The 23,828-nt window shown below is 55.3% G+C and carries 23 protein-coding genes; 10 read left to right on the forward strand and 13 right to left on the reverse strand.

What is annotated here, in order from left to right:
• Positions 1-21: 21 nt before the first annotated feature.
• The 8 genes from KXR72_RS05525 to KXR72_RS05560 all read left to right on the forward strand — a co-directional run bounded on the left by KXR72_RS05525 (position 22) and on the right by KXR72_RS05560 (position 8,360).
• A complete protein-coding gene (locus KXR72_RS05525) occupies positions 22-855 on the forward strand; it encodes a DUF1206 domain-containing protein (protein ID WP_437420077.1) in 834 nt (277 codons plus the stop codon).
• A gap of 437 nt (positions 856-1,292) precedes the next feature.
• On the forward strand, positions 1,293-1,673 hold the full coding sequence (locus KXR72_RS05530) for a hypothetical protein (protein ID WP_437420078.1): 381 nt from the start codon (positions 1,293-1,295) through the stop codon (positions 1,671-1,673).
• Positions 1,670-2,797, forward strand: coding sequence for a hypothetical protein (locus KXR72_RS05535; protein WP_437420079.1), 1,128 nt, complete (start codon positions 1,670-1,672; stop codon positions 2,795-2,797). The genes KXR72_RS05530 and KXR72_RS05535 overlap by 4 nt, the downstream gene beginning before the upstream one ends.
• Positions 2,798-2,823: 26 nt before the next feature.
• The gene (locus tag KXR72_RS05540; protein ID WP_437420080.1) at positions 2,824-4,365 is read left to right on the forward strand and encodes an AAA family ATPase; all 1,542 of its coding nucleotides are present in this window, start codon (positions 2,824-2,826) and stop codon (positions 4,363-4,365) included.
• The gene (locus KXR72_RS05545) at positions 4,362-5,225 is read left to right on the forward strand and encodes an HNH endonuclease (protein WP_437420081.1); all 864 of its coding nucleotides are present in this window, start codon (positions 4,362-4,364) and stop codon (positions 5,223-5,225) included. The genes KXR72_RS05540 and KXR72_RS05545 overlap by 4 nt, the downstream gene beginning before the upstream one ends.
• A gap of 95 nt (positions 5,226-5,320) precedes the next feature.
• Positions 5,321-5,977 (forward strand): DUF6988 family protein, encoded by a 657-nt coding sequence (locus tag KXR72_RS05550; protein ID WP_437420082.1) that lies wholly within the window; start codon positions 5,321-5,323, stop codon positions 5,975-5,977.
• A gap of 221 nt (positions 5,978-6,198) precedes the next feature.
• A complete protein-coding gene (locus tag KXR72_RS05555; protein ID WP_437420083.1) occupies positions 6,199-7,635 on the forward strand; it encodes an RES family NAD+ phosphorylase in 1,437 nt (478 codons plus the stop codon).
• A gap of 35 nt (positions 7,636-7,670) precedes the next feature.
• Entirely contained in the window at positions 7,671-8,360 is a 690-nt protein-coding gene (locus KXR72_RS05560; RefSeq protein ID WP_437420084.1) for a hypothetical protein, read from the forward strand.
• Positions 8,361-8,656: 296 nt separating this feature from the next.
• Here the strand turns inward: KXR72_RS05560 and KXR72_RS05565 are convergent, their stop codons facing one another.
• The 3 genes from KXR72_RS05565 to KXR72_RS05575 form a co-directional block, all read right to left on the reverse strand.
• A complete protein-coding gene (locus tag KXR72_RS05565) occupies positions 8,657-9,805 on the reverse strand; it encodes a hypothetical protein (protein ID WP_437420085.1) in 1,149 nt (382 codons plus the stop codon).
• 564 nt (positions 9,806-10,369) lie between these two features.
• Positions 10,370-11,263 (reverse strand): ribonuclease H1 domain-containing protein, encoded by an 894-nt coding sequence (locus KXR72_RS05570; RefSeq protein ID WP_437420086.1) that lies wholly within the window; start codon positions 11,261-11,263, stop codon positions 10,370-10,372.
• A 110-nt stretch (positions 11,264-11,373) separates the two neighbouring features.
• The gene (locus tag KXR72_RS05575) at positions 11,374-12,561 is read right to left on the reverse strand and encodes an HNH endonuclease (RefSeq protein WP_437420087.1); all 1,188 of its coding nucleotides are present in this window, start codon (positions 12,559-12,561) and stop codon (positions 11,374-11,376) included.
• Positions 12,562-12,790: 229 nt separating this feature from the next.
• Between KXR72_RS05575 and KXR72_RS05580 the strand changes: the two genes are divergently transcribed.
• Both KXR72_RS05580 and KXR72_RS05585 read left to right on the forward strand, forming a co-directional pair.
• Positions 12,791-12,958: a hypothetical protein gene (locus tag KXR72_RS05580; RefSeq protein WP_437420088.1), complete on the forward strand. Its 168-nt coding sequence runs from the start codon at positions 12,791-12,793 to the stop codon at positions 12,956-12,958.
• A 92-nt stretch (positions 12,959-13,050) separates the two neighbouring features.
• Positions 13,051-15,843, forward strand: coding sequence for a UvrD-helicase domain-containing protein (locus KXR72_RS05585; RefSeq protein ID WP_437420384.1), 2,793 nt, complete (start codon positions 13,051-13,053; stop codon positions 15,841-15,843).
• Positions 15,844-16,131: 288 nt separating this feature from the next.
• Here KXR72_RS05585 and KXR72_RS05590 read toward each other — a convergent pair whose 3' ends face one another.
• The 10 genes from KXR72_RS05590 to KXR72_RS05635 all read right to left on the reverse strand — a co-directional run bounded on the left by KXR72_RS05590 (position 16,132) and on the right by KXR72_RS05635 (position 23,816).
• Complete coding sequence (locus KXR72_RS05590) at positions 16,132-16,359, reverse strand: type I toxin-antitoxin system ptaRNA1 family toxin (RefSeq protein ID WP_437420089.1); 228 nt, start codon at positions 16,357-16,359, stop codon at positions 16,132-16,134.
• Between the two features lie 65 nt (positions 16,360-16,424).
• Complete coding sequence (trbL, locus tag KXR72_RS05595; protein WP_437420090.1) at positions 16,425-18,041, reverse strand: P-type conjugative transfer protein TrbL; 1,617 nt, start codon at positions 18,039-18,041, stop codon at positions 16,425-16,427.
• Positions 18,038-18,301: an entry exclusion lipoprotein TrbK gene (trbK, locus tag KXR72_RS05600; RefSeq protein WP_437420091.1), complete on the reverse strand. Its 264-nt coding sequence runs from the start codon at positions 18,299-18,301 to the stop codon at positions 18,038-18,040. The genes trbL and trbK overlap by 4 nt, the downstream gene beginning before the upstream one ends.
• A 26-nt stretch (positions 18,302-18,327) precedes the next feature.
• Positions 18,328-19,113, reverse strand: a complete 786-nt coding sequence (gene trbJ, locus KXR72_RS05605; protein WP_437420385.1) for a P-type conjugative transfer protein TrbJ — start codon at positions 19,111-19,113, stop codon at positions 18,328-18,330.
• A 130-nt stretch (positions 19,114-19,243) separates the two neighbouring features.
• Positions 19,244-19,663, reverse strand: coding sequence for a type II toxin-antitoxin system VapC family toxin (locus KXR72_RS05610; RefSeq protein ID WP_437420092.1), 420 nt, complete (start codon positions 19,661-19,663; stop codon positions 19,244-19,246).
• Positions 19,660-19,914, reverse strand: a complete 255-nt coding sequence (locus KXR72_RS05615) for a FitA-like ribbon-helix-helix domain-containing protein (RefSeq protein WP_437420093.1) — start codon at positions 19,912-19,914, stop codon at positions 19,660-19,662. The genes KXR72_RS05610 and KXR72_RS05615 overlap by 4 nt, the downstream gene beginning before the upstream one ends.
• Positions 19,915-21,402: 1,488 nt before the next feature.
• Positions 21,403-21,591, reverse strand: coding sequence for a hypothetical protein (locus KXR72_RS05620; RefSeq protein WP_437420094.1), 189 nt, complete (start codon positions 21,589-21,591; stop codon positions 21,403-21,405).
• A gap of 360 nt (positions 21,592-21,951) precedes the next feature.
• Complete coding sequence (locus tag KXR72_RS05625; protein ID WP_437420095.1) at positions 21,952-22,716, reverse strand: hypothetical protein; 765 nt, start codon at positions 22,714-22,716, stop codon at positions 21,952-21,954.
• Complete coding sequence (locus KXR72_RS05630; RefSeq protein WP_437420096.1) at positions 22,703-23,554, reverse strand: helicase RepA family protein; 852 nt, start codon at positions 23,552-23,554, stop codon at positions 22,703-22,705. Before KXR72_RS05630 ends, KXR72_RS05625 begins: the two co-directional genes overlap by 14 nt.
• 1 nt (position 23,555) lies before the next feature.
• Positions 23,556-23,816 carry a helix-turn-helix transcriptional regulator gene (locus KXR72_RS05635; RefSeq protein ID WP_437420097.1) on the reverse strand — a complete coding sequence of 87 codons (261 nt, stop codon included), beginning with the start codon at positions 23,814-23,816 and terminating at the stop codon, positions 23,556-23,558.
• Between the last annotated feature and the right edge of the window lie 12 nt (positions 23,817-23,828).

The raw sequence follows: 23,828 nt of genomic DNA on the forward strand, positions 1-23,828 counted from the left end.
GACCAATCTGGAGGAAACCTAATGCGCAACCCAGCCAAGCACCCTAAGGGAGAACTGTCGCGCGGCATCGTCTGGCTCGCGCGCAGCGGATACGCCGCACGCGGCGTCGTCTATTTGATCATCGGCGCCTTTGCCTTTTTCGCTGCAAGCGGTAACGGCGAAACGGTCGGTACCCAAGGCGCGCTGGTGCAATTGTTGGGGCAGCCCTTCGGCGAGACCTTGCTCTGGATCATGGCTGTAGGCCTTGCGGCTTACGCGGCATGGCGCCTGACCCAAGCCATCGCGGACCCTGAAGATCACGGTACCGATGCCAAGGGCATCGCAATACGCGCTGGGCTGATCGGCAGCTGCGTGACGTACACCCTGCTCGCGCTCTTCACGCTAGGGCTTCTGGGCAGCTCGCTGGGCCAATCACAAAACGGTGGTGGCAGTGGAGGCGGCGATTTTCTGTCTGGCCTGCTTGGCTGGCAGTTCTCGAACTACCTCGTCTATGTCGTGGCGCTTATTCCACTTGGCGTCGGAATTGCCCACATCATCAAAGGCTGGAAAGCCAAGTTCGAGAAATACTTCTACGCATCGGACGACGTGATGCGCTGGGTCCGCCCGGTATCGCGCGCTGGCCTCATCGCTCGCGGGGTGGCGTTCCTGGTCGTTGCCGGGATGCTGTTCAGCGGAGGCCGACGCTACGAGCCAACCGAACCGCCGGGACTCGAGGACGCACTCAACGCCCTGCAAAGCTTGCCCTTCGGCACGTTCTGGCTATCGCTGATCGGGCTGGGGCTAATCGCTTTTGCCCTTTACAGCTTTGCCGAGGCCATCTGGCGACGCATCGACACCGCTGCCGTTCTTCATTGATAAAAAAACCCCGGCGAATGCCGGGGTTTTTGATTACTCCCACTCTATTATCAATAGCCCAGCACAGACCAGAAATTACGAAGCCTATAAGGCACTAACGATTTTAAAACCATGAAAAATACCATAAAGGATCAAAACACGTTTGAGAGCCTGTCTGAACTCCCCCCGCCCCCTATAGACATCCCCGACCTATGACTGGAGCCACCAGTCACGACCGGTAGCTTTTGGCCGGTTTCTGCCTGAGCCGACCGGCTGGATTCGGCCAGAAGCTGTCATTCAACGACGCCTATACTCGACCTAAGGCTGCTGGTAATAAACCTCTGAAGCTGTTCTTTGGCAGTGGAATAGAAGGCAGCCTAAGCAAATGTCGTGACACCATCGCCACGTGGTGGCTAGCATATGACGTTCACTGCTTTATCGATCATCGGAATAGTGACATGGATGTGAATCACGAGTGGTATGAGGAGCTACCTGAGCAATGCCCGCCTTCCGGGGCTTTCAGTCTTGATGGCTTCGTTTGTTACCGACTTTGTGAACGTGCCGAGCCAGCGGAAGCAGATTTCCTCTCTCATCGTGCATTGTTCCCGCAAAAGACTTTCCGCGTTCCCGAGTGCCAGGCTCATGCAATATCCGTGTTCAAAAATCCGGAAGACTTAGATGCGGTGCTGAAACTCGCTATCCATAAGCACAAGGCTAAGGTGAAGGTCATCCTCGGCCAGGCTGATGGGGTTGCGATGAAAACCGGCAATGGCAGCCACTATTCTTGGTGGCGTTCCAGGCGATTCAATCTGGCGTGCGCTATTGAGGGCGAGGCATGAAAGCAATCAAGCTTCTGCATGTGTTGCTCGACTATGACTACCCGCAGGTGTTCATTGCGAGTGATCTAATTGGCGTTCGCTACGTTTGCATGATCTCTGAGGTAGCTGCTAAAGGCCCTGCGTTCCTCTGTGCGCCAGTTTCAGGCAGGCGTTGTGACGATTTGCTGGGTGGGAAGATTGACCTGAGGCAGGTATACGAGGAACCAGAGATTCCCGAGTTCTACCTTGCCACACCAGATGACTTGATCGAACCGTTCGATATTGAGCGTGCGCAGATGGAGGTAGTGGCGCAAGAGTTGTTGCCAGAACCTGGTTTGACCTTCTCGCTCAACGACGAGGTTTTGATCAAGGCGCAAGAGCTGAATGCCACCGTTGCATATGCGTCGCTCGGTGTTCCAGAGTCTTTGCGAGAGCCACGTATCAGGACTCGCAAGCTATCCGCCTTCCTGAATATTTATCAAGGGGTGCTCAAGAATCTGGCAAGAACCGCTGCTAAGGCGGCGGGCAAGCCGATTCCCAAGGGCGAAGATCCGTATGAGTCCGATGTGTTTGGTTTCTGCTACGGCTCCTTCACTGTTCAGGTACGCAGCGCCGAGCCTTGTGACATGTTGGGAGAGAATAAGGCGCTGATCATCGCATTCCAGACACTCAATGAGTTTCTGGACGTAGCTGACAATACCGATGATGCCATGCAGTTCCTCGCAAAACTGAAGGGTCACGCAGCTTCATCGTTAATTGGGCTGCTGAACTTCATTACGGAAAATGATTGCCAGCTCACCAACCGCTGGTCAACACCAGGGATGCATAGCTCGAATCAAAGCCGGATCCGTGTTGCGACCGCACAGAATATTATTCAGCGTTGCCTACTGCGCGAAGACTTAAGCGTGGAGAGCCTTGAGTTAGTTGGCGTCGTGGACTCTGCAGATGCTACTGCTGGCTTATGGAAAATCTTCGTCGATGGAGTTGCATATAGCGGCGGAGTGAAAGAAGGTTCAGGTATCAACCTTGCAGGTATTACGCTGCGCAATCGATACCGATTTCGGTGCGAAGAGAAGATTGAGATGGTGCTGGGCACTGGCCGCGAGATTAAGAAAATCAGCCTCGTGGGCTTCGACCCGGCGTAGAGGCTCTCTACTACGAGCAGGGAAAAATGAAATTTCACATTATAGGCAGGGAAGATAAATTCCCGAGCGCCGGAGTTAGTGCTGCCTATCTGAAATATGACCGCTGGAACGATCACAGCTTCATCACGATGTTCTATGTGATCGTATTTGACGAATTTGGCCAAGCCCACGACCTTGAGAACGTAAAGATTGGGTTCAAAGGGCAGGATACTTCCACGGCCACTCGATCCAAGCTTCCGGATTCTTTTGAGACGCTTCCAGAGGGCTTCTTTTCACTCGGTACCAATGTCGAGTACTACCAGAAGATTGCGAACTCGCTCTCGGACGAGCTGCGGCCTGACTTTCTAAGTGGGATGAATGACATCGTCGCCGATCCTGAAATTTTGGAAACGATAAAAGATGAGCCCGTGTTTTCAATCTCGTTGTTGCGCGATGTAAGCTTGAGCAGCGTCAAAAATCAATTCACGAGAGTGCTCCGTGGCGGTGCTGTTAGAACCAATTTCTCCTTCGTCTATACGAAGCAGTCTGACAGCTCTACCGCCGGGATTGAGTTGAGTTTCGAGGTAGACGTTGATTCGACGCCTCTAACAAATGTGCACGCGCTTATCGGGCGAAATGGCATAGGGAAAACCACCATCCTCAACGGCATCACCAATGCCATTCACAATGGCCACACCGGCGCAGATGCAATTCACCAATATAACTATTGGCGGCAACAACGGGAGGTTATTACCCCGGATTTCTTCAGCAGCGTAGTGCTCATATCCTTTAGCGCATTTGATCCCTTCGATCCACCTCCAGAGCAGCCAGATCCAGCCAAAGGCACCTGTTTTTTCTATGTCGGGTTGAAGTCAAAAGGTGAGGACGCATGGCATGAGCTGAAGCGCCGAGACGCTCTCAAATCTGACTTCCTTGCCGGCATGAGGGGGTGCCTACGGGATACGCATAAGCGCAATCGTTGGCGGCAGGCCGTCACAACCTTGCAGTCTGACGAGAATTTTGCAGGTTTGGGATTCGAACGGCTTCTGTCCTTGAGCGGCGAAGAATGGACCGAGACCGCCAACGAAATCTTTTCAAACCTTAGCTCCGGCCATTCGGTCGTGCTGCTGACTATCACCAAGCTGGTCGAACGGGTCGAAGAAAAAACTCTCGTCCTGATGGATGAACCCGAGAGTCATCTGCATCCGCCGCTGCTATCCGCATTGATTCGGGCGTTGAGTGAGCTGCTTCTGGATCGTAACGGTGTAGCGATCGTGGCCACGCACTCGCCCGTGGTGCTCCAAGAAATTCCTGCGTCGTGTGTATGGAAAATTCATCGTTCTAACTTGGTAGCCTCAGCGCAGCGGCCAACAGTCGAGACGTTCGGCGAGAATGTGGGGATTCTGACCCGGGAAGTTTTTGGCTTGGAGGTGGCATCCTCGGGTTTTCATACACTGCTTGCTGCTGAAGTTGCCGAAGGACACAGCTTTGACGTGATCCTTCGAAAATTTGGTGGAAGAGTAGGACTCGAAGGGCAAGCAGTTCTTCGAGCGTTAATCGCTGAGCGTGATTCGACGGGTCAGGCATGAAGCAACTGTTTGCCCCGAGCTACTCTCCCGAGGAAGCCTACATGGCCTGCACTTCTGCGATCATCGATGATCAGCAGCGAGACAGAATGAGGAGCGTTCTTCCAAGTATCACCGCCAACGCAGCTGAATTTATCGAAAGAGTCGCTGCTGGATCCACTTGGGAAATGCCATATCTGAGGTCGGTTAAGGGGGAAGACCCTTTCGTGATCGACGACATTCGAAAAAGCGAGTTGGTTTACCTTTATGACTACTACATGGTGAAGCGAGAGCCTGGCCGAGCGCTCTACGACTCTATCTTGGTGGCTGCAGGTGATCATTGCCCGACATGTGGAGGAATAGGACAGCCTCGAACCCTGGATCATTATTTTCCAAAGGCCAACTATCCGAAGCTGGCGATCGTTCCCCATAATTTGATTCCTGCCTGCCGTGATTGTAATACCGACAAGCGCAACCCCCTGATTGATCACTCGTATCGCCAACCGCTTCATCCGTATCTGGACAAACGACAGTTTTTCGAGGAAAGGTGGATCAGCGTTTCCGTATCCCACACCAGCCCGTGCACGATCACCTATAGCGCCAGTCCGCCGGATGACTGGAGTGATGAGGACAAGGCAAGGGTAGTAAATCATTTTGACCTGTTCAGAATTGCCGAGCGCTACAGCATCCAAGCGGGCTCTGAACTCAGCACCCTGATGGACTTGCGTGAGAGCTATTTCAGAAGGCTGCCCCCAGAAGAGTTTTCTGATTTCCTCCGCTCAGGGGCTAATGCCCCTAGCTTGCTGGTCAATGGATGGAAGAAGCTGCTCTACGAAGCCTTGGCGGATGATGTCGTGTTTTGCAATGCCGAACTCTGGCGGTAATTACCCGGTCGCGATAGGCAGGTTTTGGCCGTAAGCGGAGAGGACCTGCTGAAGGTAGAGTACCGGGCATTAAGAATTTCATTAGGCTGACTTGAATGGTCATTGATCAGTTGCTTTCACGCTCGGCTCTACTAGAGAACCGTCTTGCTAGTTTCCTGGCATTGCCACTTTTTGACAGTACCAGCCGCCTTCGGGCAGCCAGGTCACTCGCTAGCCTCGGATTCGAGCACGCTCGAAGCGTGAAGCATCTGGTGGCAGCAGGTTTGTACACATCTGCCGCTGCTCTCCTTCGTGTTCAGTATGAATCCCTTGTTCGCGCGCTTTGGGCGCTTTACGTGGCAACAGATAACCAAGCTGAATTAATGCTTGCTGAGCTCACCGAGGAAACCGCTAAGCAAGCCAGCAAAATCCCCATGCTCAGCCAAATGTTAGAGGCAATTGAGGAGAAGGCGCCGCACGCCCCAGTGGCGCATCTCAAAGAATTCAAGCACTACTCGTGGCGACCTTTGAGTTCATTCGTGCATGGGGGCATCCATGCGGTGAATCGCCACGGAAAGGGTTTCCCGCTAGAGCTGGTTCTGATGGAGATACGGCATTCGAATGGGCTGCTCGGAATTGCGGGGAACCTACTTCTGATCCTTGCTGGTGTCCCACCGGAGGCCGGAAAAATGGCAGGTATCTACGAGGAGTTCAAAGATTGTCTTCCTCCTGCTGATCCACCATATAAGCGGAAACCGGAACCTGCACACTAAGGTACTTCAGAGTTTCCGTATCTGGCCCTTATCTGCGGGCAGCTTTCGGCCCAACAGCAGCCGTTAGCAACGGGCTGTTCTCGACCGTAGCGGCCCATCAGCACCAAATAGTGGTCTGTCGCCGATTGTAATGCAGACCTCAAATCTTCTACGGTTCAGGGCCGGAATAAGTTGGCGAGCATCAGTTGTCGGCTGATGATCTGGAATCTCGGGGAGGCTCGATGAACGAGCAAGGTGAAGAGCTGTGGATCTGCGACCAGTGTGTGGAGGAGCCGTTCCTTTCCAGCGAGATTGCATCCACAGGCGAGATCGCGGTGTGCTCCTACTGTGAGAGTGAAGGCCAATGCTGGACGATCGAACAACTCGCGGATCGGATTGAGCAAGCATTCGCCGAACACTACGTTCGCACATCCAATGAGCCGGATGATTGGCAGCAAAGCCTACTGCGGGATAGAGAGTCGGATTACGAATGGGAGCGAAACGGTGAGCCCGTTTACGATGCTATCGAAGGCGCAGCCCGCATCCCGAATGAGGCGGTTGCAGATGTACTGGAGGTTCTCGGTGAACGGCACTCTGACTTCGACACGGCGGCCATGGGAGACGAGTGCGAGTTCGACGCTGACTCGTACTATGAGCAGAAGGATTCTAGCGACGCTACCTGGCAGTATGAGTGGCGGTATTTCGAGAGAACGCTGAAAACTGAGGCCAGGTACTTTTCTCGGGCAGCTACAGAACACCTCGCAGCTGTTTTCGGGAGGATAGATCAGCTCGGCACCTTGGATGGCAAGCCGGTTGTTGTCGACGCTGGCCCCGGTACGTCGATTGCGATTCTTTTCAGAGCGCGAGTGTTCCAGTCGGAGGAGCCGCTTAAAGAGGCACTTTGCCGTCCCGATCGCCACCTGGGCTCTCCCCCCGCCCGTGCTGCGGCAGCGGGCAGAATGAATGCCCGAGGTATCTCGGTATTCTATGGGGCCACCTCTCCAGGTGTTGCTCTCGCTGAGGTTCGGCCGCCAGTGGGTAGCCAGGTCGCGCTGGCTACTTTCAGAATCATCCGCCCTCTACGCCTTCTGGATCTTTCCGCGCTTGAAAATGCGTCAGACGGTGGGAGCGTGTTCGACCCGACGCTGCTCCAACGGCTGGAGCGCGTGTCCTTCCTGCAATCGCTCGGTCGCAAGATGACGCGGCCGGTGATGCCCGATGATCAGGAGTTCGACTACCTCTCCACGCAGGCGGTGGCTGATTTCCTGGCGACCGAAAACGATCCGACGTTGGACGGCATCCTCTTCAATTCGACACAGTCAGAAGAGGGAGACAACATCGTACTGTTCCACAAGGCGTCACGCGTGAAGAGCATGGATCTACCATCAGGCGTCGAGCTGAGTGCCAGCACCATGAGTTGCGACAGTGATGGTTGGTACCCCGACTATTGCGTGCGGGAGGAAGTCCCAATGCCTGACGAGGCTGAGACTGCTCTGGCGTCAAGCCCCTGGGCTATGGCATTTCATCATATCCCTGAGGATGAGGATGTGCGCGAGGAGACGTTAGACGTCATCCCAACCTCGGTAGAAGTTCATTACGTTAAAAGAGTGAAGGTGGAATGTGATCCGCACAAGGTAGAGCGTTACCGTCGTCAGGTGAGCAAGAACGACACTTTCTAAGCGGCATACTGATGCAGTGAGTCACGGGGGATGACATGGAGCAAAAATTTAATGTGAGCCTGACAGGCAACCTTCTCAACGGCACGATGGAGGATGTAATTGAAGACCTGTCGACGTTCATCCAGGTTAAAAATAAGCGCGAAATTGAGCATCTGATTACAAGCAAGGCCACCATCAAAAAGGGCACTAACCTTACCCTCGCTAACAAGATCAAATCCCGCGTCGAGCAAGCCGGGGCTGAGTGCCTAATCGAAATCGATATCCAAGAGCCCCAAATAACCCAGCAACTCCCGACACCAGAGCCAGAACAAGCCGCAGTGGCTGCACCAGCAATCGGTAAAGCTCCACTGCCAAGTAGTAATCACCAGAAAGAAGGTACGATCCTGATAGCGATTGCCATCATCACAATGATCGCCAGCATTATCCTCTCAGACGGCTACGAGCCGAGACTTGGCCTTCTCTGGAGCCTCAACGAACAGATGACGATCCTCTCTGGCTACCCCTTCGGCTGCAAAGATGTGGTTTATACCGGAGGAGTTCCCGGCTCCTACGCATTAGAAGACCTGCCAAAAGCTAGTGGTGGGTGCGCAGAATCGTTCTATTTCGTACTCCGTACAAAGTACCTTCTGATGTTCTCTTGCCTGATACTGGCTTACGGAGTTGGCCAATACCTTGGCCACTTTAAGTCGCTTAGCCACTATTGGGCCAAGGTATGCAAATCTTAGGAGCTGTTGTTAGGAATCCCCGGTCTTTAGGCCGGGGATTATATCAATGGTTTCGCTTGATCAGTCTGAATTGCCCATTCCTTCATAGATACCTTCAAGCCACAAAGGCGGTCTGTTAAATCACTGCGGAATAGTCTGCTTTTGGCCGATTTCTGCCTGTCGTGAGGGGCCGCGATTGACCAACAATCTGCCACTCGGACAATGTTGAGCATGCCGTAGTCGTTCTTAAGAACGCGTTTGAAAGCATGTCGTCTATAATGGACGCACATGGTTAGGGAACGAAATTATCAGCGGCACTATCTTGGTGGCAAGGTTGCAAGATTGTCTGCGCCTCTCCGCTTTAGATAGGTTTCTAGTTTGCTGCCATGAAGATCGTGTATCGCGTTAGTGTTAAATATATAGCTTGTCTTCAACGTTGAATTATCTTCAGTGGATAGAATGGCATTATCCTCAATCAGGATGATTCCGGATAAGTGGCGAGATATTTCTGCAAGTGTGATTGCGGTTTTTATATTTTTATTTATGCTTCTGGCCTCAGTGTGAGCAGTTGTAGTCGTGTCAAAAAATTTAGAGCCGAGATTGTAGATGAATTCTTGGCTAATACCCATTTCGCTAAAAAGCATGATTCTTTCGCTAGCCCAGGGGAACACTACAAAAATAATTATTGTAGGATCTCTTCGTGAAAATTTTTTTGCATGTGTCACCAATAGCCGCTGGTGATTTGATGCGTGAGTTTTCGAATCGTAACTACTCTCCGCGAACACTACACCAGCTCCCCATCCGAACCGATAGGAAAGGCCATCGATTATTTTGCTACGAAAATAAGGGGGTCTTATCGTTAGGTCGATTTCATCAATGAGTTCTTTCAGTAGGCTACTGCGTTGCCTTTGAAATATTTCATAATCCTCGTCATCGGAGTATTCAGGCAAGATCGTTAGCCGACCTATACCCTTGGTGGAGCGGAACTCTTTAAAAATACCTTCTAGAATTCCGCCGCTCTTGTCTGAAAGAATTTTGAAATCGGAGACGACGCCTAAGGAAGGAATGCACAAGTCGTAATTGATATTTTGCATTCCAAATTCGGAGGCAATTGCGGCTGATGCTGGATATGTAACGTCTAGTTTGATCTCTCCAGGCCCCGTTTCTGCATCACTTAAGAAATAATCCAGTGCTGCCAATTCTGCGTAGTAGCCTTCCCATCCGCCTAGCTTGGCGACACCATTAACCGCGTTAATGATAGGAACGGAAATTTCCTCATTTGACTTAATTGCGCTTTGGAGTCTGCGAAGACGGGCTGTAAAATTCCCCCTAAAAACCTCAAAGTTTGTGATGCTGGCTATTGCTCCAACGACATCGTTCGATGTCGTTGCTTCGATATTGAAGGTGGTTGTTCCTGGACCGAAAATGTCATTTACTAAATCAGCATAGACCTTCAATTTTGTCATGTGCACACCTGCCGTTTCTGAATTTTCGAAGCCCTGCGAGTACTGCATCGTTGCCAAAGCATTATAGTTATATCAGCTAGCGCCGATTCCATGCCTTTCAGAACTGGCAGCAAGGTGTTAATGAATCGTCCCGGCTTCCTGCACACCGCTGAGTGTCTGCTCCTGGCCGATTCTGTTGAAAAAGTCGGCCTCTGAGAGAGCTGCTTATCGGCAGCTCAAAAAATGCTCGATTTCGGCGTTGCTACGTAAAAAACCAAGGCAGCTCTGCCTTCTGAGCGCACCAGATTTCAACGTCGCTCACGCTCTTTCATGGGCAAAAATCGCGACGGAACTTTTTCAACAGAATCGGCCAGAATCAGGCGTATATCGAAGGCAGTTGCTGGCAGCCTTATGTCTGTCACGAGGCCGTAGTGGATTCATTACAGCCAGTAAGTAATATCGTGGCACGCTCTTTATAGGCATTGTCTATTCTGTGGAGCTTGGCAGTCGAAATTTCTGACTGCTCATCCTGACCTGATGACGCCAAGCGTTCAGGCTCGTATCACTCCCGATCATTTCTTTAGCTTAGCTGATACGGTCTATAGCTATGGGGTAGTTGAAACGCACTCTTTGATAATACGAATCGAGCACTTCTAAAGCATGACCTTTATCCGTAGGCACTAACCAAAATTCCAATGCTCCCGTCCCGGATTTTGTTGTGTCCCATAACAAACCTAACTTTTCGACCGCAACAGGATGGGTTAGCCGACCAAAAGGCTGTTTCGATAAGTAATAAAATAATTTTGTCTTGAATTCAAAGCGAGATGTATAAGAGTGCGTCCCTAGCTGAATAGGGCCGTCACCAATTACTCTGTCCATCTGAACTTTTGCGGCCTGGAAAATTTCACTGATTTCACGGTGCTCTCTTGTGCGGTTCCATACTGTATAACCCTGTCCGACACACTCCTTGATGCGACGAGATTCCGCAGCTAATGCGGCCTCCTTGGTCTCCACCCATTCTACAATTTTGAAGACCGGCTGCTGACCGCTGGCCAGAATCTGGGCAATCTTAGCCGAGGCACGTTTTCCTTTATTAGTTGCTGATTTCAAATGTGCGCTCTGACGCCTAATTAAATTACCCGTCTCGCCAACATAAAACGGTTCATCGCTATGTGGATCGATAATGAAGTAAACAGCAAATTTTCTGGCGCCGGTTCCTTCGAACGGAATCTGCCGAAAAGACTCAACGGGTTTTATAGCAGCTGTGGCTGTATCAAAATGGTAAACAGCAGAATGAGCGGACTTAGGGGTGTGGCTATTTTGCCTGTACCATTCCTCAGCGAGTTCAAGGCTGCTAAAAGCGCGATGAAGCGCACCATTGAACCGCTCAACCGCTTCGCGAGCACCACCGTTCCATTTATCGAAAATGCCTGTTTGTCGTCCGTGTACCACGGCGTAAAACCGAATTTTTTTAACCATTACAGCCAACCATCGTTTCAGATGCTAAACACGGACTCAAAAGCGTCCCGTGGAACAGGACCTTGCCGAGACTGACATCGGCCAGAAGCGGTCATTAAGATTCTACGAGCTCAGGAGCAATTCAGTGGGCCGCGGAGGATTACCTCGCGGTGATACTGAAGATAGCCTCGCTGCTTCGCCGAAAAAGCTCCGACGTTTAGGCCAGCATTGAAGCCCCAGGAATTTATTACGGCGAGAGGGGCGTCCGCCGCGATTAGCAGGTCACCGTTATCAGCGAACGAGATCCAGCCGCGGTCAAACAACTTATCCACGTGCGGCGCGAGCATCAAGCCGTTGTCACCGTCCAGGCGTTCAGCGTTTGTACAGTCTCTCCAGGGCTTGATGTGGCTGGCAATCAGGAAGCGGCCATCTGCAACCCCAGTTAGGCGACAAGCCTTCTCGACCGCCATAACGTGGAGGCGGAAAGCCCCTTGACCAACACGCGAGCGGACCAACTGCTCTCGCTCAGTCGGAGAGAGTGCCTCGTCATCTTGGATCACCTGTTCTACCTCATCAGCTTTTAGCTGGTCCTCCAGTTCCTTCACTCGATCAACAACCGCGGTGTCAGCTGCTCGGATCAGGCTGAGTATGAGCGAGCCTAGATCAGAAGAAATGCTTGCCAGGTAGCAACTTTGGTTACCATTGCCGGTACGCTGTAGAGGTGAGTTCTTCTCTGGCAAGAGATCCACGATGCGAGCGAGGTGGGCTTTCGGCGACACAGCCTTACTCACAACTGACCACTCCACCGGTACAAACCAACCGGTTTCCGACCAGTTCTGACCGGCCTGCCCAAAGGCTTTCGGTTTAGGCTTTTCTTGGTGTGCACCTGTGGCAACGCCGATCGCGCGAATCTCGGCGCCAGCGTAAGAGATCACCACATCGCCCGGTCTCACCAAGGTGAGATTGATGTATGTCTGATTGCGGGAACCGTTCTGGTTTTCCTTCGGCGACCAGATGTAGCCCCCCTCTAGCTCAGCCTTGTATGTCTGCTTGTGATTAACCCACCAATACCGGGTCTCTCGTCGCTCGCCGGCCTCGCCTATAGCAACAACCGTAAAACCAGCAGCTGTTGCAGCAGCCTTGGCTTTATCGGTGTGGGTATCGAGCGAATCGACGCCCAACGCCATTGCGTAGACATACTTCAAGGGCACCAACGATCCGTCGTTAGCCACAATATGCCAAGTCGGCTCTCTGAAGCTAAACGGCCTCTCGCCTGCCTGAAAACGTTGGATGGCAAAATTGAAATCCTTTCGGTCCATCTTGATTCCTTATTAAGCTTTGGAGGCTATGGCCTGCGAACTAGACATGCGGGCGTTCGAATTGGGTTTTGTTGCTATAGGCGTGGCTAGCCGATGTTCGTACGGTATGCTCCACGTTAGCTTACTTCTCTCCAGCCGCGCTGGTCGGCCAGCTACGCTTGGGAGACACTGCACTCTGTCCATACGATCGTACCTAACGCCAACACCCTCTACATCATCGGGAACGGATTTGACCTTCAAAGCGATCTCAGCGACATTGCTGGCGGCAATGGAGGTCAAAGCAGCCGCCAACGAGGCAACACACGGCATGAGCATGGCCGACCTGGCGAGTGAGCAGCTAGCCCGCATGGGCACCCGCGATGCTATAACGGTGGCCTGGCTCGATAAGACTCGCTGATGACCGATCCCAAGAACTCAAAAAGTCTGTCAAACGAGAACACTCGCCCTTCCCGGACCGTGCCTCCTGACCAGGTGCTTGACACGGTCGACGTGACGCCTCCGCACCGGCTTATCCAGGAAGACACAACAAAGCAATGGTCCCCCTCATGGTGGGGCCGGCGCCTAACCAGATCACCGGATTGGCGCTTGCGCTTGAAAGACTTGGAACTTGCCTTGACGTTGGGGCGCCACACACATTCGGTCAACGTCGAGGACGAGGCATCTTACCGTGTCCATGCGGGCACGTTCTGGACGGACATTACGCTACACCCGGGGCAAAGCCGTGAGTTGAAAGTCGATGGCCTGCCCAACACCCAGGGCGCAGCCGTTGTTCAAGCGTTGAATGCGGCCTTGAGGGAGAAGCGCCTGCGAGAGGACGTCACATTTCTCAAGGGCGCGCAGCGCACGATCGAGGCTTGGTTGGCGCATAAGGCCGAGCAGGAGCAAGCCTGCGCCGAGCAGCGGCGCTGGTTCACTCGCGAACAGCAGGACGCCGTCCTAGCGGCCCAGCCCACGGTTGACCTCGCAGCCGTTCGTTCCTGCTTGAAGAAGCCGGGCGTGACGGTTCGTTTAGGACCGGCGGCGAAGGCGATCGAACGCTCCTTGGACGCTTGGGAGGCCGACCAGCGCTCCGCTTGGGCCGCGCTCAACGCTGCTCACGTGGAAAGGGAGCTGGTGGCCTGCAAGGATCTGCTGGATCAGGTGGAAAGCAAGCCGCTCAGCCGGGAGCAAGCGCGAGCCGTAGTGTGCTTTGACAACCGTGTGCAGGTCGTGGCCTCGGCCGGTTCGGGTAAGACGTCCACCATGGTCGCCAAAGCAGCTTACGCCATCCATCGCAGGTTCGTGGATCCCAAGCGGATCGTCTTGCTGGCGTTCAACAAGCAAGCTGCGGAGGAACTCAAGGAGCGCGCGGCCCAAGCGTTTAAACGATTGGGCATGTCGGACGTGACCGTGGAGGCCTCCACCTTCCACGCCCTGGGCCTGCGCCTCATCGGCAAGGCCACGGGAGAAAAGCCCGACATACCCGACTGGGCCACTGACGCGGCCGGTGGGGTACGCAAGCTCACGGAGATCGTAGATCTGTTGAAAGATCGCTCCCCCGCGTTTCGCCGCCAGTGGGATTTGTTCCGCTTCGTCTTTGGGCGGGATTTGCCGGCCTCTGGTGCTCCGGAACCGGCCGACGTTTGGGACGCTCAAGGTAAGGGCGCGCTGGTCACCAACCGCGGTGAGCGAGTGAAGAGCCTTGAAGAGGTGATGATCGCCAACCTTCTCTTTTTGAACGGAGTGAACTACGACTACGAAGCGCCCTACCCCCATAGCACTGCCGACGAAACGCACCGGCAATACCGCCCCGATTTCTACTACCCTGATTTGGGCCTTTTCCACGAACATTTTGCGCTCGACGCGGACGGCGTGCCGCCAAAGCACTTCGAAGGTTACCTTGAGGGGGTAATTTGGAAGCGGCAGCTGCACGCGGAAAAAGGCACGGCCCTTTTTGAGACCACCTCCCATGGCTTACGTCACGGCAACGATCTCGATCGCCTAGAGCGCGAGCTAACCGCCCGAGGGCTGGTGCTCGACCCCAACCCTGACCGGGAAATTCCCAGAGACGGCCGAAAGCCCATGGAGTCCATCGAACTCATCGCACTTGTGCGCACGTTCATGAGCCACGCCAAGAGTAATGGTCTGAGCGCTTCGGACCTGCAGCGGCGGTTGGACGCGATGCCCGCCGACACGTTCAAACTGCGGCACCAAATGTTCCTCGACATTGCCTGCCCAGTGGTGGGCGCATGGGACCAAGCCTTGGCGGCCGAGAACGGAATCGACTTCGAGGACATGCCCAACCTCGCCGCCAGCCACCTTGAAAGCGGTCGAGTGGAATCGCCCTTTGATTTGGTGATGGCCGATGAGTTCCAGGACGCGTCGCGTGCCCGGGCCCGTTTGTGCCGCGGGTTGGTTCAAGACAAGGGCCGTTTCTTCTTCGCGGTGGGCGACGACTGGCAGTCGATTAACCGCTTTGCAGGCGCCGACGTGTCGGTGATGACGGGTTTTCGTGAATGGTTTGGCCACGGCCAGGTGCTCAAGCTGGAGAAAACCTTCCGCTGCCCTCAAGCGTTGTGCGACGTGTCCAGCGCGTTCGTATCCAAAAACCCTGGGCAGATCTCCAAGCGCGTGCATTCGGCCACCCCAGCCCATGGCCCGGTCCTCCAGGCATTCCAGGTGGATAAAACAGAGCAGTTAGCCGATGCCATCGACCGGTTCGTGGTGAATCTAGCCGAAGGGGTGCGCGATGGCTCGATCCAACCAGGCCGCAACGGCAAAGTGTCCGTTTACGTCTTGGGCCGCTACAACGCGGATCGGCAGTATATGCCGATTAATCCGGGACGCTTCAACCGCTGGGTCGATGTATCGTTCCTGACCATCCACCGCTCCAAGGGCAGCGAAGCGGATTACGTCATCCTCCCAGAAATGATCAGCGCACACCGTCGGCGTAGCTTCCCCAACACTCGCACCGACGACCCGGTGTTGACCCTGGCGATGCCCGAGGGCGACACCTTTCCGTTGGGAGAAGAGCGCCGGCTGTTCTACGTGGCCCTGACCCGGGCCCGACGCACCGTGACCATGCTCAGCGCACGAGGCCAGTGCTCGACGTTCCTTCGGGAACTGCAGGAAGACGGGGCCGTGGTGGTTGTGGACACTGAGGGCAAGGCCATCCAAGAGGAGGCCTGCCCGGTCTGCAAGCAAGGTGTGCTAGTGCTGCGCACGGGACCCTACGGGGAGTTTCGCTCTTGCTCCAACTTCCCCATCTGCAGCTACAAGCCGAAGCGGCGTAGGGTGCGGTGATTCCCGGTCAGCTGGCGGCCAATCGGCTATGCGGCGTCACTTCCTTGCGACGCCCGAAAATTTGGACGGTGGCCGTTACCGATCAGCGCTGAATCCCATCTCATTCTGGTTCGGAGGCCTATAAACGGGACTCTGCAGAGTGCTCGGAAAGCCGCCGCATGATGGACACAAAGTAACCGTACATGCCTGATTCGCCGCCCATTGGGAACGCCTCACTTTCGTCTTCGGCCTACAAAAAGGATAGAGGTGGCCATTGGCTGCCCCTCCCTGCTACTCCCGATGCGAAGACTACGTGCCGAGTGACTGCCGCACCGCGTCCAGAGCCTCGCGGAAATCCGCTGGCGTAGCCTTCCCAGTTTCGGCCTGGTAGAAGACGACCATGAAGGCGTTGGCGACTGCTTCAGCCAACGGCCCGAGCTGCTGAGCCTCCTCCTGGTCGATCCAGTCCAAAGCTGCGAGCTGTACGGCTGCATAATGAACTGCCTGGGTTACGCTGTTAAAATTCGCGGTTGCCATGATTCACCTCTCTATCAGGTGGGTTGTGGAAGTGTCGGCCGGCCCCAAACCGGCCGACGCGCCTTTTACGATGGTGTCGAGCGATTTACGAAAGCAGCGATCTCACCATCGGGATCAGCGGTTTCATTGTCGACCTGCTCTCCGGCTAAGCTGTCCCCATCGAAGGCCGGATCATCGGCCGCCGTGCCGCCCCGGATAGCCATTGCTACTTGGCCGCCTATCGTTTGGTCTATGCGCTCGTGGAAGCGCTCTGCGAGCTGCGGGGCCTTGCCCTTGAGCACGGTCCCTGCGCCCTTCGCTAATTCGCCCGCTGAGAGTGTTGCGGCACGAGTGAATCCACCTGAGCCAGTTCTGGCGGATCCAGTCTGAGGACCGCCCTGCTGCCTCGACACTGCGCCTCCCGAGAGATCGGTTTCGCTATCAGCGACCTTTTCGGCACCGCCTCCAACGCTGGCCGCCGAAGTACTGGACTTCTCACCACCCCTTGAGTAGCCCGAACCGTTACCGGTCGATGTACTACTTGCAACCCAAGACGAATCGCCGAAGCCTGCCGCCTGTGCGAACGGTGTCTCCGCTGCACTGGCCGACTCGTTACCCGCCGAAGCACCCTCGCCGCGCATGCTGGCCATCATGTCAGCGCCTCCGCCTGCATCGCTCATTGCGCTCTGGGCTTTCATGAAAGCGGCATTGAGCGCCGAAGTACCGCCAGCGAGGTTCGCTGCACCACTCAGCACGGCGCTACCCGCCATGCTTGCAGCTCCAGCCGCAAAACTGGCCGCGCCCATCGCGACACCTACAGCTGCGCCCGCGCCGAAGCTACCGATGCCGCCAGCGTTTCCAATGCCCGCACCGGTAATAACGCCGGCCACCAGCGGTGGCACACGATTCACCAGCATTAGCAATGCCACGCAGAAAACAAGCATCACGCCCAGCTCGTCAAAGTTCTGCACACCGGTGTTCATCCTGGCGTAGAAGCTTGAAAGCAGGTCGTTTCCGATGCCAACCAGCAGCACCATCGTCATGATTTGCACGGCTAGTCCCAGAACAGTCTTGTAGTAGGAGATCGCTATGTCCGACGTCCATCGCGAGCCGCCGAAGCCGAGCAAGAAGATTCCGGCGTACATCAGCAGCCAACCCGAGACGAGCAGTAAAAGCATGTTCACGGCGACAACGGTGAGCAGAATCAAGATGCCGACACTCAATACCACTCCGATGAAGCTATCCACAGGAGACCAATTTGTTGAGTTGCTGAATGCCTGCTTCAAGATCATGAACCCGACGTCCACAATGCTCGAAGGTGTCACCGACGCCACCCCTGACGCCTGCTCGCCGATCCGGGCCAGTGATTGAATGATCGAATTGGCGATTTCCGGGCCGTTGCGTAGCAGCCAAAGGAAGAACCCGAGGAAGAGCATGAAACGGATGAACTCGGCGAAGAACTCACCAATGTCGGCCTTGCGTAGCACCATAAAGCCGAACGTGATGACCAGCGAGATCATGCCCAGCGTCCAGAACAAATACGTCGCGGCGCTCATCACCACCGCCTGCCAAGCAGAGGCCCGAGTGGCAAACTCAGCCACAACTTGGTCAAGCATTCCCTGGCTAGTGAGCTGGGCCGATGCGGCCGAGGAGTAAACCGCGAGCATGGCCCCCATCAACGCCGCCTTGTGCAGTGCTTTCATAGTGTCGCCTCCTGCTTATTGGTGTGCTTCGGGTCGGTCAACTCCAACCAGTTCAGCGGCTTTTCGGTCGGAGCGATGCCACCGCCGGCCGGAGTCCGGCGCGAGCACAGCCCGGCGAAGGTTTCGCGCGTGGCGTTGTCCTTGATCATTTTGATTGCCTGAACTTGGCAATTAGTGTCATTAACTTCGGGCATGGGCGGGATGGCGGTTTTGTTGTCGCAGCCGGACAGCATCGCCGCCGCAAGGCCGGCAAGCAGCATTACCTTTTTCATGATGCTTGCCTCCGTCAGCGGGTCAGTTCGAGCCAGTTTTTCGGGCTAGCCGTAAGCTCGATCCTGGACTCCCTTGAAGTAAGGCCGGCTGCCAGCTGCCGGGCTTCCTTATCCGCCTCGGCCTGCATCTTGGTTGCCAAGGCGTTCTGCTGCGCTATCAACAGGGCGCGAATCTGCAATAGCTGGTTGGCCTGCTGGCTGGCGAGCTGGTTGGCGTATCCGATTGCCTGCATCTGGCCCTGAGCGCTTTGCGCGCCGGTCTGGAGGCGCTGCAACGTCGCCGCATCCGAGGTCAGGTTGTCTTGCTGCTGGTCGAGGCCCTTGAACACAGCATCGTTAGCCTTCTTCTGCGATTCACTGGCGAGGTGCTGTACGTCGTTCATCACCGACCACTGAGTGGCAGAGCAGCCGGTGGCCGAAAAGCACGGGGTCCCCCTGTAGTAGTTCACGTCCTGGAACCTGCTGACGTAACTGTCCAGGCTGCCGAGCTGGTTCTTGTAATAGTTCAGGGTGTTGGTCGCGCTCATCAAGCCGTTGATGGTTGATTGCGCCTGATCCCAGATGTACGCGGTCGGGGCCATCGTGTTCTGAAGCTGGTTTTCATATTGCTGAAGCTGAGTGCTGTACTGCTCAATTTGCTTGAGCGTTTGGGCCACCGATTCGATTGCCGTCATGATGTTCTGCGACAAGTTGGTGCCGTCGATGACAGGAATTCCGGCTTGCGTGGACGTGATGTGTATGCCGCCGACCAGGACGGCGGCGAGCGCGGTTTTAGCCGCTAAAATGCGGAAGTGCTTCATGGTTCGATAACCTTTTCTGAAAGTGGCTTTCAGGGTCATCGAATAGCTGCGCCACGTAGCTAATCGGTAGTTGACCAGAGCGACACCGAAGCCCGGCCTTTATGTTCATTTCACGGCGTCAGGGTGAGGGCTAGATCTCCCAAGGGTTGATAACAGTCAGACCGGCAGCTTGAAAGGGTCTTGTGTCGCGAGTGGCAACGACAAATCCGTTAGCAAGGGCGACCGCTGCGATGCACGCATCGGCTGCCTCTATGCCGCTACCTGACTTGCGGGCCATCGCCAGCGCTTCGGCGTACGCATGCGTGCAAGCTAAATCAAAAGGCAGAACGCGCCCAACGAACATGGGCAGCACTTGCTTTTCCAGGCTTTCATGCAACGTCGTACGACGCCTGCCGGTCGGCAGAAGCGCCACCCCGGCGCGCAGCTCGGCTACGGTCATCGCTGACAGGTAAAGCGTTTCCAGCGGTTGTGCATCGATCCATTCGATAACGCGGGCCTCGGGCGCATGACGTAGCGGCTCCGAAACTACGTTCGTGTCGAGAAGAATCATTCAAAACTCGCTGCACGGGCGGGAGTTCTATCGCGCATACTCTCAAAGGAAGCGAACTCTTCATCGGTCAGCTTGGCCTTACGACCGACTTCGGCCAGCAGTGAGCCTAGCTTAACCCGACCCTTCGGCTTCACCGCGGACTCCAGGATGTCGCGCATTTCGGCCTCGATGCTACGGCCGTGCTGAGCAGCTCTCACGCGGATCGCACGATGTACCTCATCGGGTACATTTCGAACGGTAACAGATGGCATCTTTCAAAACCTTTTTATGATGCATACTCTTGCACTCTAGCAAAGCGCAAGCATTCTCACAATCGCGGCTGTCCATGAGCTTTTTGTCTCGGAGGGCTTGGCCTTCAATCTACAGCACGACGCGCAGCCTCGGCTCGGTGTGCGCGGGCATAATGTAAAAACAGTAAGTCAGCGTAACGTGGCGACTCATACTCGAAGCCTATCGCGCAGACGCTATACGGACTGTGGTGGAGCTATCGAGCAGAAGACTAGGAGGTGCGCATGGGGGAAAACGACACCACACAATGTGACATTGGCGGAAACGATGTCTTGCCAGTCAAAGCGGACGGTTCCAACGAAAACGTTCGGGCATTGACGGACGTTGAACTCGCAGAGCTTCGCCGAGATATGGCCGAATCATCGGCTCGGATGAAGGCCGAACTGGCACGCAGACGTAACATGAGAAAATAACGCTCAGCCCGCATCGCCCCCACAATTACTTAGCTAACTCTATGGGGGAAAGATTACGGCTGTAGTAAAACCTCAGAGCTCGTCTCGCCGAAAAGCGGTCTTGATAAATTCAACGCACCTGCGTCGGCAGCAGCGACCACCAGAAGCTACCGTCAGTAATGCACGGCCGTTTACAGGCCCAAGCCCCTCGCCACGCATGCTTAGCTCTCGTTTCATCGCTCTGAAGGAGAGGCGCCGGCTATCCCAGATTCCATTCGCCAGGCTGAATTCCGCACCCTCGAAAGTGCCGACAAAATTCGAGACAGGGAAAGATTCCGGCTGCGTTGCGAGCCGGGCAGTAAGCAGTGTTGCTGCACGCCGTCCTGGGTGTGTTTCTAGCCGATGTAACAAACTTCCAGCCTCCACTCAGCTTTCAGCCTGCGCGTGTTACAGCCTCGCAGAGCAAGACTCCCGATTGAGCGCGTAGCGCGAATTAGGGCAAGTGAAGCAGGATCCGCCCGCTTGCGGGTGGGCCTACTTCACCTGTCTTGCCCGCAGTTCCACCGCGTTTTTGTCTGTTCTTCAAATCAACTAACATCGACTGAGCATCAATCGGTATATCCGCTGAAAGCCTTCAGAACACCACCGGAGCGCAACTGGAGCACAACTGAAGTACAAGTGGGCTATCCAAGACCACCGAGATGGCGAAAAGCGCGCCATGGTCAAGAGCGATGACGTCTCGATGGAGCCGAGCGCTCCGAGCGATTGTCCCCAGCTCCTACAGCACGACGCCAACAGTTACGTGCGCATGTCGAAACCAAAAAAGCAGGTTGAACGCCAGAGGGGGGGACTCGCTAAGGCGGCAGGGGCAGATGGGGAAGAAAACCTAAGAGGTTTCGGTTGCCGGGGGCATAAGCCAGTCGGAGAGTGAAGATCTTCTCGAACAGCCTCGGTTCTGGAAGCGATAGCGGTAAGACCTGCCGATGAGAACGCCGCGATAGTTAATCGCGGCCGACGAGACGAGAAATCTAGCTATTAAAAATGGTGCCGGGGCAATCGCTACGCCACTGGAACAGACTTCCAACGCGAGAAGTCAATCTCGGCAACCTCTGCGGCAATTCCTTCCTTAGCCGACGGCTCAACATCACTTAGGCCAAGCTGCCTATTCTCGCCTATCGCGTCAGCCACCGCTGCTTTAATCAATACCATGCGTACCAGCAAACCAGCGTGTTCGTCTGGACTTTGCATACAAACACCTCTGAGATCATGGCGGAAATTTAGCAGCTGAAGCGCCCTGCCGCTTTAGCTGCTAATTCTCTAAATCGCAGCGAGCCCTTGAATCAACAATCAGGGGACTTGTCGCCTGACGACGTATAGAGATGGCCTCTGCCACCTCCCTCCCCCTTGGCGTCCAACCATCGGCCTCAAACCGATTGAGCGAACCATCAGGCCGTGCGCAAAAAAGGTGTAAGCGCCCGTCTCAAGCGGGCAATTACACCGCCTGGATATCCTAAGACATCCTGAATATCCTGCCAAAACTGCAAAAAATCGGGCCGCTGTGGCACGCTGCCGGGCCGCTGTGACACGCCATCGGGCCGTTGTGGCACGCTATCGGGCCGCTGTGACACGCTTTACTCTGTCCGCGGCGGCTAACTCAATGCCGACTTCGATCAATCCAGCGGCATCCTCCTTCAACCGCCGCCGATAATTGCGCAGCATCATGCTATCGACTGCTCCGCCTCCTACGGCACGAATCAACGTGTCCAGGTGCCAGCCTCCCGCCGGGTGTTGCTTGTGGGTCAGGACATGCCGCGCAAGCGCCTGGCTGATCCCGTGTTGCAACCGGGCGATGGGGCCAGGCGGGTAGTAAAGGGACAAGTCCCTTTCCAACAGCATCACCAGAGCAACACCTAGCCGGACGCGCCACAAATGGCGAACGCCGCCAGTGAGCGGATCACGTCGGGTCATAGGTGACGGGATAACGTGGTCGATCAGGCCGCCGATGATCCGCTCACCACTGCACTCCAGCTCCGGCGTCACGATTTCTACCGTGGCGGCCCGCAGGTCGGTCAGCAGCTTCTTGATGCGGTCGTGGCTGTACTGGTGATCGGATAGCATCCGGCGCAGCCTCGCCGGGTCGATCAGCAGCTCGATGCCGCCGTCTGATATTTCGCGTCGGCGTTCAGCCACATACAACATGGACTCCACGATATCGGCATGACGCTGACCCAGCCTGCCGGTTACGCGGCATCGACCGAAGCAGGTGTCCATCCATTGCCCCGCCAGCTCTCGTGGACGCTGACTGGGCTGATAGATCATTACTCGTGCCTGCAATACCGTGCTGGTCGGGGCGACCTGGTTACCAGTTTTCATTGCCGCCCCTCGTTACGGACTTCAACTTCGCAGGTGAAAGGCGTTTCTGTCGTTCGAGCACAGCAGGCTTGAGGACGCCGCCTTCGTGCCTCCGGAACCAACACTCCCGAAAAGGTGCGCCGTAGTTTGCTTTGCTAACGCCATAGCGGACGAAATACCCACGTTGACCTTCATCAACCCCCCACTCCTCGGCCTCGACTTGCGTCATGCCTGACAAATACGACTGCCAACGGGTGTTATCAACTAGCACCGATGACCCACGGCTGGCCTGCTGCTGATCGCCAGTGCCCGCCAGGGCGGCGCCCTTGTTGGCATGGTGCAGAAACACAATTGCGCAGCCCGTATCGGCGGCTATGGCCTCCATTCGGCCGATCACCTGCGACATAGGCCCGCTGGCGTTCTCTTCCTCTATATGAAACCGGCGCAGGGTATCCAAAATCATCAGACGACGCCCCTCGGCAGCCCGTCTGAGGCGATCGAACCAATCAACCGCCATAATATTGGGACATCTTCCGATTAGCGGCTCAATCAGCAGACCATCAGCCACGGATTGCCGCTGCTCGGCAGTTAGGTATGCGCCAAGGGCGTGCAAACGGTGATGGATTGCTATAGGTGGGTCTTCGGCGGGTAAATACACCACCGTGCCATTGCGCAGCTCCCCCACTTCCAATAAGTCGGGCCCGCCGGCGATCTGCATGGCCAATTGCAGGATCAACATAGACTTACCAGCCCCGCCAGGCGACACAAGTGCGCCCACGGTGCCAGCAACCATATTAGGTAAAACGTAATCTATCGGCGGAGGCAGCTTGGTGAATCCTGCCATTAGGTCGAGGGCCATATCAGCTCCTCTCGTCGCCGGGGCGGGCTGCCTGAATACCTGACGCTCTGCGTGCCTCAATCCACTCTACAACTTCCGCCAAGTCCCACGCGATACTTCTGCTAGTAAGCACGATACGGCGCGGGAACTCCCCCCGCTGCTCCAAGTTATAGATAGTTCGCGTCGAGAGAGGGATTATCTCCGATAACCTTTTTCGGTTGATCAACGTCTTGCTTTGCAATGCTTGCATGGCTTGGCCTCCAATTACCGATACCTGCCTCATGCTGCCAAGCGG

Source organism: Stutzerimonas chloritidismutans, from assembly GCF_051486945.1.
GTDB lineage: Bacteria > Pseudomonadota > Gammaproteobacteria > Pseudomonadales > Pseudomonadaceae > Stutzerimonas > Stutzerimonas chloritidismutans_B.

What these genes read in the sequence shown, in the direction of transcription:
- KXR72_RS05525 (WP_437420077.1), top strand. Translation starts at nt 22, where the DNA reads ATGCGCAACCCAGCCAAGCACCCTAAGGGAGAACTGTCGCGCGGCATC.
- KXR72_RS05530 (WP_437420078.1), top strand. Translation starts at nt 1,293, where the DNA reads ATGGATGTGAATCACGAGTGGTATGAGGAGCTACCTGAGCAATGCCCG.
- KXR72_RS05535 (WP_437420079.1), top strand. Translation starts at nt 1,670, where the DNA reads ATGAAAGCAATCAAGCTTCTGCATGTGTTGCTCGACTATGACTACCCG.
- KXR72_RS05540 (WP_437420080.1), top strand. Translation starts at nt 2,824, where the DNA reads ATGAAATTTCACATTATAGGCAGGGAAGATAAATTCCCGAGCGCCGGA.
- KXR72_RS05545 (WP_437420081.1), top strand. Translation starts at nt 4,362, where the DNA reads ATGAAGCAACTGTTTGCCCCGAGCTACTCTCCCGAGGAAGCCTACATG.
- KXR72_RS05550 (WP_437420082.1), top strand. Translation starts at nt 5,321, where the DNA reads ATGGTCATTGATCAGTTGCTTTCACGCTCGGCTCTACTAGAGAACCGT.
- KXR72_RS05555 (WP_437420083.1), top strand. Translation starts at nt 6,199, where the DNA reads ATGAACGAGCAAGGTGAAGAGCTGTGGATCTGCGACCAGTGTGTGGAG.
- KXR72_RS05560 (WP_437420084.1), top strand. Translation starts at nt 7,671, where the DNA reads ATGGAGCAAAAATTTAATGTGAGCCTGACAGGCAACCTTCTCAACGGC.
- KXR72_RS05565 (WP_437420085.1), bottom strand. Translation starts at nt 9,805, where the DNA reads ATGACAAAATTGAAGGTCTATGCTGATTTAGTAAATGACATTTTCGGT.
- KXR72_RS05570 (WP_437420086.1), bottom strand. Translation starts at nt 11,263, where the DNA reads ATGGTTAAAAAAATTCGGTTTTACGCCGTGGTACACGGACGACAAACA.
- KXR72_RS05575 (WP_437420087.1), bottom strand. Translation starts at nt 12,561, where the DNA reads ATGGACCGAAAGGATTTCAATTTTGCCATCCAACGTTTTCAGGCAGGC.
- KXR72_RS05590 (WP_437420089.1), bottom strand. Translation starts at nt 16,359, where the DNA reads ATGGCAACCGCGAATTTTAACAGCGTAACCCAGGCAGTTCATTATGCA.
- trbL (WP_437420090.1), bottom strand. Translation starts at nt 18,041, where the DNA reads ATGAAAGCACTGCACAAGGCGGCGTTGATGGGGGCCATGCTCGCGGTT.
- trbK (WP_437420091.1), bottom strand. Translation starts at nt 18,301, where the DNA reads ATGCTGCTTGCCGGCCTTGCGGCGGCGATGCTGTCCGGCTGCGACAAC.
- trbJ (WP_437420385.1), bottom strand. Translation starts at nt 19,113, where the DNA reads ATGAAGCACTTCCGCATTTTAGCGGCTAAAACCGCGCTCGCCGCCGTC.
- KXR72_RS05610 (WP_437420092.1), bottom strand. Translation starts at nt 19,663, where the DNA reads ATGATTCTTCTCGACACGAACGTAGTTTCGGAGCCGCTACGTCATGCG.
- KXR72_RS05615 (WP_437420093.1), bottom strand. Translation starts at nt 19,914, where the DNA reads ATGCCATCTGTTACCGTTCGAAATGTACCCGATGAGGTACATCGTGCG.
- KXR72_RS05620 (WP_437420094.1), bottom strand. Translation starts at nt 21,591, where the DNA reads ATGCAAAGTCCAGACGAACACGCTGGTTTGCTGGTACGCATGGTATTG.
- KXR72_RS05625 (WP_437420095.1), bottom strand. Translation starts at nt 22,716, where the DNA reads ATGAAAACTGGTAACCAGGTCGCCCCGACCAGCACGGTATTGCAGGCA.
- KXR72_RS05630 (WP_437420096.1), bottom strand. Translation starts at nt 23,554, where the DNA reads ATGGCCCTCGACCTAATGGCAGGATTCACCAAGCTGCCTCCGCCGATA.
- KXR72_RS05635 (WP_437420097.1), bottom strand. Translation starts at nt 23,816, where the DNA reads ATGAGGCAGGTATCGGTAATTGGAGGCCAAGCCATGCAAGCATTGCAA.